At 43.3% G+C, this 15,074-nt stretch carries 15 protein-coding genes; all 15 read left to right on the top strand.

The window, feature by feature from the left end; translation table 11 throughout:
- Window position 1: 1 nt before the first annotated feature.
- The 15 genes from ACIZ62_RS13860 to ACIZ62_RS13790 all read left to right on the top strand — a co-directional run bounded on the left by ACIZ62_RS13860 (window position 2) and on the right by ACIZ62_RS13790 (window position 13,548).
- A complete protein-coding gene (locus ACIZ62_RS13860) occupies window positions 2–1,738 on the top strand; it encodes a hypothetical protein (protein ID WP_414150414.1) in 1,737 nt (578 codons plus the stop codon).
- 109 nt (window positions 1,739–1,847) lie between these two features.
- Window positions 1,848–2,597 carry a hypothetical protein gene (locus ACIZ62_RS13855; protein WP_414150413.1) on the top strand — a complete coding sequence of 250 codons (750 nt, stop codon included), beginning with the start codon at window positions 1,848–1,850 and terminating at the stop codon, window positions 2,595–2,597.
- Window positions 2,590–4,605 carry a VirB4 family type IV secretion system protein gene (locus tag ACIZ62_RS13850; protein ID WP_414150412.1) on the top strand — a complete coding sequence of 672 codons (2,016 nt, stop codon included), beginning with the start codon at window positions 2,590–2,592 and terminating at the stop codon, window positions 4,603–4,605. Before ACIZ62_RS13855 ends, ACIZ62_RS13850 begins: the two co-directional genes overlap by 8 nt.
- Window positions 4,606–4,607: 2 nt before the next feature.
- Window positions 4,608–5,666, top strand: coding sequence for a peptidoglycan DD-metalloendopeptidase family protein (locus ACIZ62_RS13845; protein ID WP_414150411.1), 1,059 nt, complete (start codon window positions 4,608–4,610; stop codon window positions 5,664–5,666).
- A 38-nt stretch (window positions 5,667–5,704) separates the two neighbouring features.
- Window positions 5,705–6,637, top strand: a complete 933-nt coding sequence (locus ACIZ62_RS13840; protein WP_414150410.1) for a hypothetical protein — start codon at window positions 5,705–5,707, stop codon at window positions 6,635–6,637.
- Between the two features lie 13 nt (window positions 6,638–6,650).
- Window positions 6,651–7,769 (top strand): hypothetical protein, encoded by a 1,119-nt coding sequence (locus tag ACIZ62_RS13835; protein ID WP_414150409.1) that lies wholly within the window; start codon window positions 6,651–6,653, stop codon window positions 7,767–7,769.
- Window positions 7,769–8,224 carry a hypothetical protein gene (locus tag ACIZ62_RS13830; protein ID WP_414150408.1) on the top strand — a complete coding sequence of 152 codons (456 nt, stop codon included), beginning with the start codon at window positions 7,769–7,771 and terminating at the stop codon, window positions 8,222–8,224. Before ACIZ62_RS13835 ends, ACIZ62_RS13830 begins: the two co-directional genes overlap by 1 nt.
- Window positions 8,225–8,283: 59 nt before the next feature.
- Window positions 8,284–8,607 (top strand): hypothetical protein, encoded by a 324-nt coding sequence (locus ACIZ62_RS13825; protein WP_414150407.1) that lies wholly within the window; start codon window positions 8,284–8,286, stop codon window positions 8,605–8,607.
- A gap of 4 nt (window positions 8,608–8,611) precedes the next feature.
- The gene (locus tag ACIZ62_RS13820; protein ID WP_414150406.1) at window positions 8,612–9,025 is read left to right on the top strand and encodes a DUF6710 family protein; all 414 of its coding nucleotides are present in this window, start codon (window positions 8,612–8,614) and stop codon (window positions 9,023–9,025) included.
- A 115-nt stretch (window positions 9,026–9,140) separates the two neighbouring features.
- Window positions 9,141–9,689 (top strand): hypothetical protein, encoded by a 549-nt coding sequence (locus tag ACIZ62_RS13815; protein WP_414150405.1) that lies wholly within the window; start codon window positions 9,141–9,143, stop codon window positions 9,687–9,689.
- A gap of 21 nt (window positions 9,690–9,710) precedes the next feature.
- A complete protein-coding gene (locus ACIZ62_RS13810) occupies window positions 9,711–9,866 on the top strand; it encodes a hypothetical protein (RefSeq protein ID WP_414150404.1) in 156 nt (51 codons plus the stop codon).
- A 74-nt stretch (window positions 9,867–9,940) separates the two neighbouring features.
- A complete protein-coding gene (locus ACIZ62_RS13805) occupies window positions 9,941–10,150 on the top strand; it encodes a hypothetical protein (RefSeq protein ID WP_414150403.1) in 210 nt (69 codons plus the stop codon).
- Entirely contained in the window at window positions 10,151–11,164 is a 1,014-nt protein-coding gene (locus tag ACIZ62_RS13800; protein ID WP_414150402.1) for an ArdC-like ssDNA-binding domain-containing protein, read from the top strand.
- A 264-nt stretch (window positions 11,165–11,428) separates the two neighbouring features.
- Window positions 11,429–12,214 carry a Fic family protein gene (locus ACIZ62_RS13795; RefSeq protein ID WP_414150401.1) on the top strand — a complete coding sequence of 262 codons (786 nt, stop codon included), beginning with the start codon at window positions 11,429–11,431 and terminating at the stop codon, window positions 12,212–12,214.
- Between the two features lie 959 nt (window positions 12,215–13,173).
- A complete protein-coding gene (locus ACIZ62_RS13790) occupies window positions 13,174–13,548 on the top strand; it encodes a TnpV protein (protein ID WP_414150400.1) in 375 nt (124 codons plus the stop codon).
- The last annotated feature ends 1,526 nt before the right edge of the window (window positions 13,549–15,074 follow it).

The following is a 15,074-nucleotide window of genomic DNA, read 5'->3' as shown; positions in this document are numbered from 1 at the left end:
AATGGCAAATGGACAAAATGCAAGTTTAAGTGTTGGTATGGATCAGATTTTACAGCTGGGTGAGGTAACGGCTCGGATATTGTATGCCATCGTGGAATCGGAAAAAACGAAAATGCTGAAGCAGGCTGCCGGAGTGGGGCAAACAGCTGGAAAGTCAGCTGCGGATGAAACCAGGGACGAAACGAGTGCAGTCAAGTCCGAAAATCAGGCCGTTGCTGAAAGTAGCAACCTCATTGACAACGATCTCCTAAACAAGCTGGATAGCGCATTTAAAGAGTTTCTATTGGTCAGCCGGCAAGTGATCCAGCAAACCCGGGAGCCGGTGATTGATTTAAAAAATATGGAACAGCTGATTGATCCCAACCCCATTACCCGGGAGGAAAAAACGCTGACCAAAGAGATCAAAGCGCTGGATCAGGCGGTGGAACGCACCCGTAAAAGTCTGGAGCAGTTTTCCGAAGCTGCCCAGGATAGTCGGATTCCCCGGCGCACGGTAATCCGTTCCCTGGGCGAGAAGATGATCCAGCTTGATGATAAGCGTATTGCGGTGGCCCAGGGGATCGAAAACTATTTTTCCAACGTGACCAACCGAGCCCGGATTGGTTTTGCCACCTGGATGGTCAATCAGTTCGACGGGATTAACAGCAGGTTTGAACAGATCAAAAATGTGGCCAATCAACAGATTGATGAAATTAATCGGGCCGAGAAAAATAACCCGGTTCGGGAAGCAGCAAGCGAGACTGCGGCGAATATTCAAACGAATACCCTGACCATGGACTCCAATTCGCCAGAAATCAATAAAATCAGAGATTTGTTGCTTGCCATGGAAAACACCATGTCGGATCTGATGCGGGCCATTCATGCGGTCAATCAATCGCCCTCAGAAACCCGAACGGTCAGCAATGATGCTAATCCCATCATTACCAGCGAAGCAGCCAAGACCCGGGAAAACGACGGAGAAATAAAGGCGGATCAGGTGATGGTCAATGCTTCGGTAACAGACCGGATCTATCACGTTGATGAGTATGGTTTAATGCTTTTGGATCTCCACGATGGGTTCGATGCTGATCCACAAAAACTGGTGGATTTCATTCAGTTTTCAACCCGATTCCAGCAATACACCACCAAAAACCAGCAATTAATCTTTGCTCAAAATGCCAATGCCATCCAGGTAGCCAACATTCAGGATTTATTGGAAAAGGGGATACAGGTTAAGGAAGGTGAAGATCCGATTCAAATCTTTGTTCCCAATGATACAAAAGAAGGCCCCCGGTTTGTGATGGGGTCAATTTATGACATTGCTCAAACCGATTTCCCGGAAAACGACGGTCCAGAGATAAAAACCGGTAAGGATACGGTCGAAGATCAAAGCTTGACGGCGGGGATATTGGAATATTGCCAGGCCACGATTAAACCCTATTATAACGGGATGGAAGGTCAACTTGAAGCCCAGGGGGTGGCTCTGATGCTGTTGGCCCATAATAACCTGAAAGTACCCGCAGAATTAAATGCAAAACTAAAAAAAACCTATCAGGCTTATCGTGAAGAACTTCAAGGATCGCCAAGCGATCACCAGAAGCGCCTGGATGCAACCTTTAAATCCATGAATAAAACATTTCAGGATCATGTGGCGGAGTTGGATCAGTATTTAAGTCATCAACCGGTGACGCCGGAAGAAAGCAGCCTAAAACGGGAACTGGAGGAACGGCAGGAAGAAGTCTGGGAGCCAGAAATTTAATCCTGTTTCCCGAGGAAACAAAAAAAATAATGTAAACTTGTTTCCCGAGGAAACAAAAACAGTAAAAAAAGCTGTTTCCCCGGGAAACAAAAAATGAAAGGAAAGCAAAATGGATAAAATCATCCCCCTTATTATTTGTAGTGCGGGTATTATCGCACTGATTGTGATGAACATCTGGAATAAGAAAAACAAGACGGTTCAATTTAAAGGAAAGAAGAAGGAGCCGGAGCATAACAGTGTCCACGATTTTATTAATGTCAAAGACATTAAAGGAAATTTTCTTTATACCAAAGATAATAAAATCTGTGCCTATTACCGGGTGGATGCCATCTCTCTGGATTTACTGTCACAGAGTGAAAAACGCTCTTTATGTAAGCAGCTGTGTGTGCAGATGGCGCCGGAACCATCCTGGCGCTTTCTTTCCGTGGAAAGGCCGGTTGATATTTTTCCGCTGGTGGAAGAATACTCCCGGATCTGGACTCAAACCACCGAGCCGGTGGTCAAGGATATTCTGGGTAAGGAAATGTTGGAGATGCATCACTTTGCCGAATCCGGCGAAATCGTTCAGCGTCAGTTCTATTTCATCATCTGGGAAGAATACGAAGCTGGTATTGAACGGGATTTCCTCAAGCGGATCACCGATATTGCAAGCCGGCTGGCCAGTGGAACAATCACCGGTGAGATTTTAAAGCAGCAGGAAATTGTCAGACTGTGTAATCTGATTAATAACCCGGCCTATTGTCATCTGGAAGATATGGAATATGGCAACCAGATTACCACGATTATGGATTTATATAAAAACAGTCACGAAAGCCAATTCATGGCAGCAGATCAAATACAGGAGGTCGCATATGCGTAAGCACGAGAAACCCAAAGATAGTCGGAAAGAACGGACAGCAGCCGAAAAACCGGTGAAGGATAAAGCGCCTAAAAAAGAACGGCTATCTATTTTTGGAAAAAGTGAGGAAAGTCAACCGGAACAGCCCAAGCGGGGAGCTAAATTTGGGCGATCAAAAAAAGTAGCAATTACTGAAAACAAATCCCTGATGAATATTATTTCGCCCATCAACATGGAAATCAAGCCCAATGAATTATGGATCGGTGAATATCTGGCCCGGGTGTATGGTGTGATCCAATATCCGGCTCATCGGGATTATGGGTGGTTGGGGAAACTGTCTAATATCCCTGGAACGGTCTTCTCCATTGAGTTTGATAAAATTGAAAATGCCGATTTTATTAATAATCTCAACAAGTCCGTTAATCAGCATCGGGAAAAGGCCCAGGAAGCCAGTGGAAAAGATGCCCTGGCCGAGATGAATGCAATCAAGCGGGAGGAAGATTCAATCAAAATGCTCAAAAACATTGAGTTTGAACAGGAAGTGGTTGGCAGTGTGGGGATATCGGTCATGCCCATGGCTAATGACCGGGAAGTATTCAATAAAATGTGCCGAAAGGTGCAAAGCACCTTTTTAATGGAAAAAACGAAGATTCGATCTTTTCCTTATTTGCAGAAAGAAGGCTTTCGCAATCTTTTCCCAGCCTGCACCCAGGAAAAGAATGTCCAGCAGATCATTAAAACGGTCATGCCCATTTCATCTGTTCTCGGGGGCTTTCCTTTTGCCAGTTGTGGATATAACGATCAGGAAGGGTTTCTATATGGCAGGGATTCCACTGGCGGACGGGTTTGTCTGAATCTCTGGAAGCGTGGTAAAGATCGCATCAACTCCAGTGTGGTGGTGCTGGGTGATGTGGGATCCGGAAAATCAACAGTTATAAAAAACATTGCTTTGATGGAGTATGCTCTGGGAACCCGGATCATTTTTATCGATCCCGAGCGGGAATACCAGGACTTATGCCGAAACCTTGACGGGGATTGGATCAATGCCGGCGGGGATGGTAAGCACCTGATCAATCCCCTTCAAATTTTACCATTGGAAGAAGATTTATATCTTGAGAAGGACGATGAACCAGGAAAAGATACTGAAAAAGAAAAGGATGCTCGCAAGTTTGGAGCCATTGCCCTTCATCTAAAGACGCTGGACGTCTTTTTTTCGTTGTATTTCAAAGATTTGACAGATATTACCCGAGCATTACTGAAGGACGCAGTCATTACTCTTTATAATCGCTTCAATATCGTTTGGGATACGGACGTGACCACCATGAAAAACACTGATTTTCCGACCTTCAGGGATCTGTATGATTTACTGATCGAATTGGAGGAAGCCGAACAGGAACGGGGAATCAGTGAAAAAGCCTATACGGATTATCGGGATCTGGCCATTATCTTTAAAGATCTGGCCATTGGTGGCGATTCCTTCCTGTGGTCGGGTTACACATCACTAAAATCTGATGCCCGCTGTGTTTGTCTGGATACCTTTGATCTGAACAACTCATCGGACACCATCAAATCCACCCAGTATTTCAATCTGTTGTCCTGGGCATGGCAGGAAATGAGCCGGGATCGCCATGAACGGATTCTTCTGGTTTGTGATGAATCCTATCTGATGATTGATGAACGGGTACCGCAATCGCTGATTTTCCTTAGAAATGCCATGAAGCGCTGCCGAAAATACGAGGCTGGCATTATGATCATCTCTCATGCGGTTGAGGACTTCTTAAACCCAAGTATAAAAATGTATGGCCAGGCGCTGCTGGATCAGCCGTGTTATAAGATTATGCTGGGAACCACCGGCCAAAACCTTCAGGACTTGAGAAAACTCTATTTCTTAACCGAAGCCGAGCAGGAAGTGCTAACCGCCAAGCTCAGAGGAAAGGGACTCTTTATCATCGGTCGGGATCGGATCAGCATGTCTTTTGATGTGGCCGATTATAAATTTAAGTATTTTGGGGATCGGGGTGGTAGGTAGTCATGGCGATTCCAGTCCTTGCCAAAGTAGCGACCGCAGTTGCAACGGACAAGAAATTAAGAAACATCATCCTCGGAATTCTAGTCGGACTACTGGGGCTGATTTTAGGATTGGTTTTAACACTGGTCTATATTCTTTCCACGCCATTAATGATGCTGACCAGCTTAATTACGAATCCGGATATCCTGGCAGCAGTGCTGCAATTAAAAACAGAGTATCAATATTTACTGCCGGGAAAAGCCAATGGTAATGGTGAATATGCATGGCCACTGGATGCACAATATAAACTGGACCGATCCGATGAAACGAATCTGTTTGGTGAACGGGTACATCCGATTTATGGAGATGTGCGGATGCATACCGGGATTGATATTCAAGCCCCCAATGGATCAAATTGCTATGCCATTGGCGATGGCACCGTTATATATGCCGGTATGAATGGTGGGTGGGGGAATACCATCATATTAAACGTCGGAAAGGCTAAAGATGGTAAGGAAATCACCGCCTTCTACTGCCACTTAACCTCCGGCTCCTGGTCAATTAATGCTGGCGATATGGTTAAACGAGGACAACAGATTGCCCTGACCGGTGCAACTGGCAGCACCCAGGGGGGACACATCCATTTTGAAATAAAAGCCGATGGTGAATATGTGGATCCGATGCTCTATATCTCAGATAGCGATGCAGCCATTTCCGGAGAGATCGACTTAAGTACCGCTGAAATGGTAAATGCTCAGATCACAGCCTATTGTGATTATGGAACCACGTCTTCCGGTACCACGACTACCGCCAACCGAACTGTTGCCGGTTATCCCAGCCTTGAGTCAGGCACCCGGATTTATATACCTGTACGAGCCGATCAGCCGAATGGCGGGGTTTATGTGGTAGAAGATCGCGGGAGCGCTGTCGACGAAGAACGGAAGGTCATTGATATGTGGTTGCCGACGGAAGCTGAGTGCCTATCATGGGGCAGACAATATTTGCCGATTTATGTTGTACAGGAGGATAATGCCACTAAAAAGCAACGGATTGTTGATTTAGGAGGCTATGATTTCAGGTAAAATTAATCAATAAATTAATTAAAGAAAGAGGTTAGAAGATGAAAAAAGTGGAAACCAACAAGACAAAGGAAGCGAAAAGCTTCAGAGATGACATTCTCAAATTTATGCAAACTCTCAATGGGGTGGATGATGAAAAGATGACATCAGAAGAAGCCGAGATACTCAGGGAATCCGTTGAGGAATTTGCATCGCAGTTCATTTATTTCCGAGAGTCCTATACCCAGAAAAATTCCCACATCCGACATATTTCAGTGCTGATGGAAGATATCCGGGAGCTGGTTGGAGAGTCCGGAGAAAAATACGAAGAAGCTGAGGAACTGGAAGAATCCAATACGATTCTCTTTAATGCGGTTAATGAGGTCATCGGTAAGCTCAGTGAGGTGGAAAAAAATCTGGAAGAAGCTGAAAAAGAAGAAAGTGAATTTAAACGGATCGAGAGCATTGAGCGGATGTTCGTGCAGGCAAACCTGAGTATCCAGGGATCAGAAGAAACCATCAAAAAAATGGCAGAACAGATCAAGGATCAAATGGAAACCTTCAGGGATGGGGTCGAAAGCAATGATCTGCAGCTGGCCATTATTGAGAAGAATACCATTGAGTTTAAAGAGCAGTGCGAAACCATTGTAAAAACCTTTGATACCTTTAGTCAGCATTTTGACGAATCAAAAGAAGTCTCCCAAAAGAAATTGGATGAGCTTTTCACAAATCTGGTCGAGCAGGTTAATAAGACTAAAATCGACATCGTAGGAGAGCGGGAAAAAGAACTGGATCAACTAACTGGAAAATACAGTGAAGCACTAGATAAAATCAGTTCTAAAAGTGATGAAGCCCAGAAGAAAATGGAAGGTTTAATGGAACGAGTCAATACCCTATTATTTGCCGAAGGCTTCAAACAGCTCTTTATTATCATTGGAGGTGGGTTTTCCATCATCAATTTTATCATCTTAATTGTACTAATATTCACGAAATAGGAGGAAACGAATCATGTTTTTATATGTAACCAGTAACCAGAACAACGGAGTTTTTGATTTTCTCAAGGAAGCAAACGGAATGCCGATTAAGAAATTCATCGGGGATTATGAACTGGCAGCCTTTGTGGAAAATGATCTCAGTAAATTTGAGTCCTATCGCTATCTGGCAGTCGATTTGGAGTGCTTGACGGATATACCAGAAGGGTTGTTTAAGGCGGTTGAAGGCATTAAAAAGTGGTTTTTACAGCGACTGATTATCTTTGCCCGGGAGATCACCCCGGAGCTGAAGCAGGAGCTTCTGAATCGGGAAGTCTATAATATCATTACCGGCGATCCCAGGGAATTTGAAGCCCAGATTCTAAGGGCAGTCAGTCGAACCGGAATCACCTATCAGGATCAGTTGCTAAAAGATGAGATTCATGAAGCAGTGGCCATTGAGCAGCCGTCGATTGCAGAAATAATTAAAAAACCGGTTGTTGTCGATGACCAACCGCTGACTGAAACGCCATTTATTGAGACAGTTATAGCGGAACCAATGGAACCGGAAACACAAGCTGAACCGGAGGAACAGTTTATTATCGTCGCCGGCTCCCAGCGCCGGACCGGTACCACCACCACGGCTATCCAGCTGGCCAACTATCTGGCCAATCAGGGAAAAATGGTAGCTTACATGGAAGCCAATGATCACAATCATCTCAAACCGATTATTGAAGCCTACCGCATGAAAAAAGAAGAAATCGAGGATGGGGAATGGCATCAGACCAAGGGTGTCGATTATTTCTATCGGAATGGCCTGGTCATGAAAACCTATGATTACATCATCTTTGATGTGGGGGTGTTGGATGAGGATGTGATTGAACCCTTTAGTCAGGGGCAGATAAAAATTTTGTGCGGTGCCGGCAAATGCTTTGAACGGGCAGCCTTAAATCAGGCATTGGCACACTATCAGAAGGATGAGCTGGAGGAAATCAACCTGTTATTAAATTTCATTGCCCCGGAAGAAGAAGCGACCCTTAAAACCTTCTTCCCGACGGCGCAGTTTAGTCAGTATGCCCCCAATATCATGGGATGGCACGCTAATAAAGAGTTGTTTAGACAGTTATTGAAAAGAAATGAGCAGGGGGTTTCGTAATGACAGCAGCAGCCGTTAAAAAAGGGGATTTCATCCGAACCGATGGAGCCGATCAGACGGTGGTCTTGGATGTGCAGGGCAGCGATGCCCTGCTTTTTACCGGGACCCAGTTTATCAAAGCCCAGGGCATCCAGATGCTTGAAGGTAAATTGATCTGGGATTTCGGGAATTATTATCAGTCGATTGATCAGATTCCCAAAAACTATGAGAACCTGGGTTTTAAGGATCTCAAACAGGATTTGGCCAGCATGAAACAGACCAATGAAGCGGAAATGATTAAGGCACTGCTGGTTGTGGAAAATCGTTTTGAGGGAACGGAGCTACTGAATCACATCCATGAGCGGTTTGAATGTGAAGGTTTTAATCTGCTAAATGACGGGTTTGATCAAGTTCATGCGGAGCTGACCCGGGAAGAAGATTATGAGCTTGACGATGACTGGGAGCCGGAAGCTTAAAGGTAATCTGTTTCCCGAGGAAACAAGAAAATCAGAAAATAAAGGAGTAATTGACAGAAATGGACACTGTTACAAAGGAATTGTTTGACATTTTCAGGAAATATCATTTTGGTTCCCAACCAGAGTTGAATACTGAAGCCAGAGAAGCGCTGTGCTTATTTCTCAAAAAACTCAAAAAGACAAAAAGCAGGAAGTCGTATCAAGGAAGCCAGGACTACATGGCCTATTTACACTATTTGATGATCATGCGAAGGGGATTGATTGATGATAATTACCTGATTGTATGCAATGAACTGGGCAGTTTAATTTATCGCTTTCCACCAACGGAAACCCGAATCAAGTTAATCATCATTGAACTGCTTGAAGAATTTCTAAAGGAGTGAGCCGATGTTTGGAAAAAAGAAACCAAAACAGTCGAAAATTTACATTGGTGGATTTAAAGAAAATTTTGACGATGCGTTATTTGCCATTCAGAATGGCCTTGCCATGGAAAAGGATATTACTGGGAAAATTGATTGTTTGAATTTTGTAATAAACGCTTTGCAGACTGATCTGACACATTCCATTCTTTCGGAATCGATTTATAAAAAAGATATCACGGACTTAAAAGATAGCTATATACCATTAGTAACGCCATTAAAAACGGATGGACAGAACTGGATCAATCAACGAACTGGAGAAATAATCAAGCCGGTTTTAGATTTTCGCATCGCCGTTATGTTTGAAGTGGAAAAAATGAAATTTGAATTACAGCACGAACTCGAATCCGGATCGAGGGATGTTAATAAAAAATTGATTTAAGATGATCCTGTTTCCCGAGGAAACAGGAAATGGTTAGAGATCAAAAAAGGTCTCTTTTTTTATTGAAAAGATTCAATGATCCGATTAAAAAATATGAATTTTCGGGAGGTAAGAAATGAAGCCGAATGAGAATGTAACTCAGTCGTTATGCATTGTGTATGATGGGGCCGTAGTAGAAGTGGAGAGCTTGAAGGAGGGGTTGACGCTGGCAGACGAAATGGCGTGTGAAAATGGTTCAGACATTACCATTGTGCAGAATGAGGAAGTCATCGCCAGACGGGAATGGATTGCGGAATCAGAAATAGATGATCCTTTTGGGGATCCGATGGATGCTGAACGTGATCCGATTGTTTTCGAAGGGGTTGGATTTTATTCAGATTGGTTGATTGATCAAAATTACAAGGAATCTGAATTTACAGATAAGACTTTTAGTGAGTTGCTAGACAGTGGTCGAATTAGAGATATTGAAGGCAATCACTATAAAACCTTTGGGGAATTACTTAACAGCAATCAAGTCTTTGACTGCGAGTTGATTATTGGGGATGTGGATATGCCGGCATCCTTTGTCTGGAATGAAGAAAGTCGCATTACCCCCTATGGTTGTGATTACTTTAAACCGTTGATGGCGTGCAGTTACGAGTTGCTGGAAAATGGCAATATTTGAATTGAAGATTGTGATGAGGTAATGGGCGAAAAATTCGCCCTGGCCTGTGCCGGTTATATTTCTGAATCGGAATCAAAGAAGATGTTTGTTGAAATTGAGTTAAATGAACAAGAGCATGCCTACTCAGAAGATCAAAGTGATCAGGATCTTGAAGATGAATGGGAGCCGGAAATGTAAATCTGTTTCCCGAGGAAACAAAATCTAAAAACGAACGTCTTGTTTCCCGAGGAAACAGGCAGAAAGGAATAAAAATGCAAGCTCTAGCAATTGAAAATGAAGTGATCGGTTATATGAATGGTAAAGCGATTGTTAAAAATGAGAATGGTGAATGGTTTTATGTCGAAGTTCCGGAGGAATTTATTTTTGCCGGCGAACAGATTGCTGATGAAGATTTAGCACCACTGGAACTTTTGCCAAAACCGGTTCAGTTGGGTATTCTAAGAGAAATGGGAGATCGGTAAATGGCCAAGTATGAGAAGCGAAGTCCTGAAGATATTAAAAAGGAAATGGATCTTTATAACCAGAAAATAATTGATCTGGGTGAGTCATTCAAGCGTGATCCGGCGGTCATTGCTGAATATTTAGAGTTTTCTTCAAAGTTTTATCGTTACAGTCCCCGAAATCAGCAGCTTATTTTTTCTCAGAATGATCGGGCATCCTTTGTGGGTAGTTATCAGTTTTATAAGGAAAAAGGTTATCAGGTACAGAAGGGTCAAAAAAGCATGAAGATTCTGGTGCCGGTTAAAGCGTCTTATTTTTATCGGGATGGGGAAAATACGTCTACTCCTTTAATTAATGCGACCAAAAGTGAGCGGGAGCGGATCAAGCGTGGAGAGATCGAGGTAAAATCGGTCATGCGGTTTAAACTGGGATCGGTTTTTGACATTTCCCAAACCGACTGCCCGGTAGCCGAATACCCCCGATTGGTCAGTTTTGGGGAAGCATCTCAGGATCATGCCACCTTATATGGGCAGCTGCGGAGTTATTGCGAAGATCAGGGATTCCCGGTTGAGGAAACGGCCTTGCGCTCGATTAAATTACGGGGATCTTATACGCCAGCTACCAATGAAATCAGACTGAATGAAAAACTCCAGGATACTCAAAAGCTCGGGACGTTTCTGCATGAAATGTCCCATGCTTTTTTAGACCATACAGTCGAAGCATTTCGTTCCGAAATAAGTGAACACCAGCATGAATTTGAAGCCGACGGTTTGACCATTATGTTTTTGAGTCGCTTTGGCCTGGAAGTCACTGAAGGAACCAAAGATCATCTGGCATCCCATTACCAGAGTTTCCTGGAACAGATCGAAGCGCTGCCGGCAGAAGAACAGAAAAAATATAGCTTGAACCTGTCCATGGAGAAGATTAACAATACCTATAAGGAACATATCGGAGCGATGGAAGAACATTTGAATCAACTAAATGCCGGGGCACAGTCTGAAGACTATGAAGAAGAATGGGAGCAGGAAATGTGATTCTGTTTCCCGAGGAAACAGGAACCTCAAAAACATAATCTTGTTTCCCGAGGAAACAAAATACAGGAAACACATTACATGGAGAATCAAGCGGATCTCTTTTTTATTCTTAATCTCAATGAAAAGCTCATTCTGATACACGGTGAATAGGCTGAAGGGAGGTTTTTTTAAAATAGATGATAAGGTAGCGTGAATTGTGTTATCATTAGCTAAACATTTTACCGTTGTCAAAGAAAGTACGCTAAGAAAGTGAGGGATGTCCGATTGAAGATTGAACAGCTAATAAAAGAAATTGAAAATAAAAATAACGTTCTTCAGTCCTGCCGGCCTTTAACTCAAGGAGAATTAGAACGACTCAACGAATCATTTATGGTTCAGTTTACCTATAACTCTAATGCGATTGAAGGCAATACCTTAACGCTTGGAGAAACTGCCATGGTTTTAGAAGGGCTTACCATTGATCAAAAGCCCTTAAAAGATCATTTGGAAGCCATCGGTCATCGGGACGCCTTTGAATATATTAAAGACCTGGTGAGTGAAAAAACCATTTTATCCGAAGCCGTTATTAAAAATATTCACTCCTTGGTTTTAATCAATCGACCCAAAGATAAGGGGATTTATCGACGAATACCGGTTTCAATTGCAGGAGCCTTTATCGAGCCGGTGGAGCCGGTTCAGATACAGCCATCCATGGAAGAATTGATTCTAAAGAATGAACAGTGGAAGTCAACACTTCATCCAATCGAGCGAGTCGCACGGTTTCATTTAGAATTTGAAGGGATTCACCCCTTCATCGACGGAAATGGTCGTACCGGTCGGTTAATCCTTAATCTTGATCTGATGCAGAATAATTATCTGCCTGTTAATGTGAAATTTTCAGATCGAAAAAAGTATTATGAAGCATTCGACACATATTTTAAAAATGATGATGTTTCAGCAATGGCTGAACTGATCGGAAACAACCTTTTAGAACGCATTAATGAATATATCAACATTCTGTCCGATTCTCAAACCCTTGAAAATGATGAAGAATGGGAACCGGAACAGTAATTCTGTTTCCCGAGGAAACAGGAAATAAAAAATCACGATCTTGTTTCCCAAGGAAACAGGAAACAGGAAATAGAAAATCACAATCTTGTTTCCCGAGGAAACAAAATACCGGAAACACATCGCAAGGAGATCCAATCGGATCTCTTTTTTCTTTTCAATCACAATGACAAACGCATATTGACGAAAGGTGAATAGAATGAATTCAAGAGAAATACAACATTTTCCCCAAATAGCGCAAGAAAATTTTCAGACACCTGAAAACTGGATGACCTTTCTGGAACGGTCGGCCTGGCACTATAAACATACCTTTTATAATCAAATGCTGATCGTGTTCCAACGACCGGATGCGACCGCAGTAACCGGAATCGAGGCATGGAATAAAAAACTCAATCGAACGGTCAACGTCGGTGCAAAACGAATTCTGGTGCTGGATGATCAGCTGAAATATGAATTCAAAAATGTATTCGATGTGAGTGATACCCACAAACGCAATCCGGATGGCCCGGATTTTAAATTGTGGAGCCGGGAAAATGTGGATGAAGTCGAGATTATTAAACGAGCAACTGAACAGTACCAGGAAACACGCTCAAAGCATACGCTGCCATACTACATTATGACGGAAATGAAAGTGCGAAATAAAGATCAGTTTGAGTACTTTAAGACTGAGATCATGGAGTCGAACAGACTTTATCTCAGGAATCTGGATGTGAGTGACTTTGCCACTCTGTATGATAACAGCGTAATCTATCAGATTTTATCCCGATGTGGCTATAACCCCAGGGATTATTTTAAACCGGAAGATTTTGCACAAATAAAAAACATCAAAAACTTTAAGTCGCTGATATTTTTGGGTAATAATGTAACGAGTACCACCAAACCCTTTCTCATTGAAATGGGAAAACTGGTGCAAACCATTGAAATGGAACAATTGAAAAATCAAATAGAAGGAGAATCAAAAAATGAGCAAGAACCAGGAAACATTCAAACCCTTGGAATTGACCTATCATCAGGAAGGGGAGTTTCTGACCCCGGATATCAAACCCCTGACTCCACCCAGTCAGGAAATCGGGAGATACGGGAACTTAAGGAACCAGTATCTGAAGGAATTCAAACCGGATCTGTTGATGGAACTGATCTTCGACGACAAGATCAACCAACATCTGGTGGAAGTGGATCAGGCAGCCCAGCGCCGACTGGAGCTGATCATGGAGGGGATGATGAAAAATCATCCGGCCCCGGACAAGAAAACCCAACCCCTGGAATGGGCGGGTCATATGAACAACCTTCAACACCTGGCCAACGAGATCGTTCTTTCGGAACTCATTTACAACTAAGCCTGTTTAAGCCTGAACAGGACCCAATAAAAACAAACCAAAAAGCGGAGAGCCAACAGCCCTCCGCTTTTTCTATGCCCCAACATGATATTGATGTCATTCTTCGCAGTGCCGGCAATGACCGGGATAGTCAGTTACGCATTGTCGCCCAATACAAAAAGCAGCTGCCGGCAGAAGACAATGTGGCTTTCCTGCAAGAAGAATACCGCACCGGTGGCAAAGGATTTTACATTGATGAAAAAGAAGTGGCGGTCTGGTTTGATAAAAACGGTATTCAGGTTGCCCGGGGAAGCTCAGTTCAGAGCAATTTTATGAAAACCACCCTATCCTGGGAACAGGTTGAAAAACGGATCGGGGAACTGTTAGAAAGCGGTCTTTATATTAGCCAGGAACAGCTAAATCAGGTTGATGGCCACGAACGCAAAGAACTGGCAAATAAACTCTGGTATCTGCATCAGGATCGATCCGGGGAATTTTTTATGGAGGATGATATTTTCCAGGGAGGATTTCCGGATAGCACGAAACGAATTGCTGAACTTTATACTGATCCGGATAAATTGGATGAAATCATTACTGGACTGGACGGGTTTACCCAAAAATATAAAGAAGACCGATCCATTTTGCGTTTTCACTTTCACAAGCTAGATGAACTATTAAGCCGACTCAGTGATTTAAAGCGGGAGCGCCGGGACTATCAGGCGAACGGGTTTGATTATCAGGAACCGGCGATGTTTATCACCCAGGATGAAGTGGATGCGGTTTTATGCAAAGGTAGTGGTATGTCCGATGGAAAACAACGGATCATCAACTATTTTAGCGAAAATCATTCACCCCAGGAAAAAGCGAATTTTCTTAAAAATGAATATGCAACAGGTGGCAAAGGGATTTTGTTACGCCGGGATGAAGCAGAAAAGAGCATCCTTTTATCCTGGCCAAAGGTGGCAAAGCGTATCGATGAACTGATGGCCCAGGGACGTTATGTGATTGATGAAGCAAAACGGGTTAAACCTACTGAACAGAAACCAGAAAAGCCGACTATTCCGCTGGCCGACATTCATGATCTGCTAATAAACGTGACCCCGGACGACTACACCCGGCCGGTGATCAATGATTTATTGCCCGAAACCAAAAATAATGATGAGTTTGGCGAAGTGATTAGAAACACCTATTTATTCAGCGAAGTCCCGGTGCTCGGGAATCTCACGGATACCTACCGGCAGCATCTTGATCAGAATGGGATTCGCTTTGAAAAAGCTAGCGATCCATCGATTGATCATTTCTTGTCCTGGACGGATATTGCCGGGGAAGTCAGACAACTCATTGAAGACGGTCAATATGTCGTCCCGGGAGCATATCAGGAAATGGATCCGGAACCCTATGTCGAAAGCAATGGAGAAACGAGGTCTTTTATAACCTATGATCGGGATCCGGAAGATACTAAAGATCGGGAATTGATCGATATATCCGCAGCGGATCAGGATGAAGGGGATCACAGCGACCAGAAAAAAACGGATAGCAATACCCCT

Source organism: Acetobacterium carbinolicum, assembly GCF_047456275.1.
In the GTDB taxonomy this organism is placed as follows: Bacteria; Bacillota; Clostridia; order Eubacteriales; family Eubacteriaceae; genus Acetobacterium; species Acetobacterium carbinolicum.
Note: the sequence above shows the minus strand (reverse complement) of the source record. Positions and strands in the feature narration are given on the sequence as shown.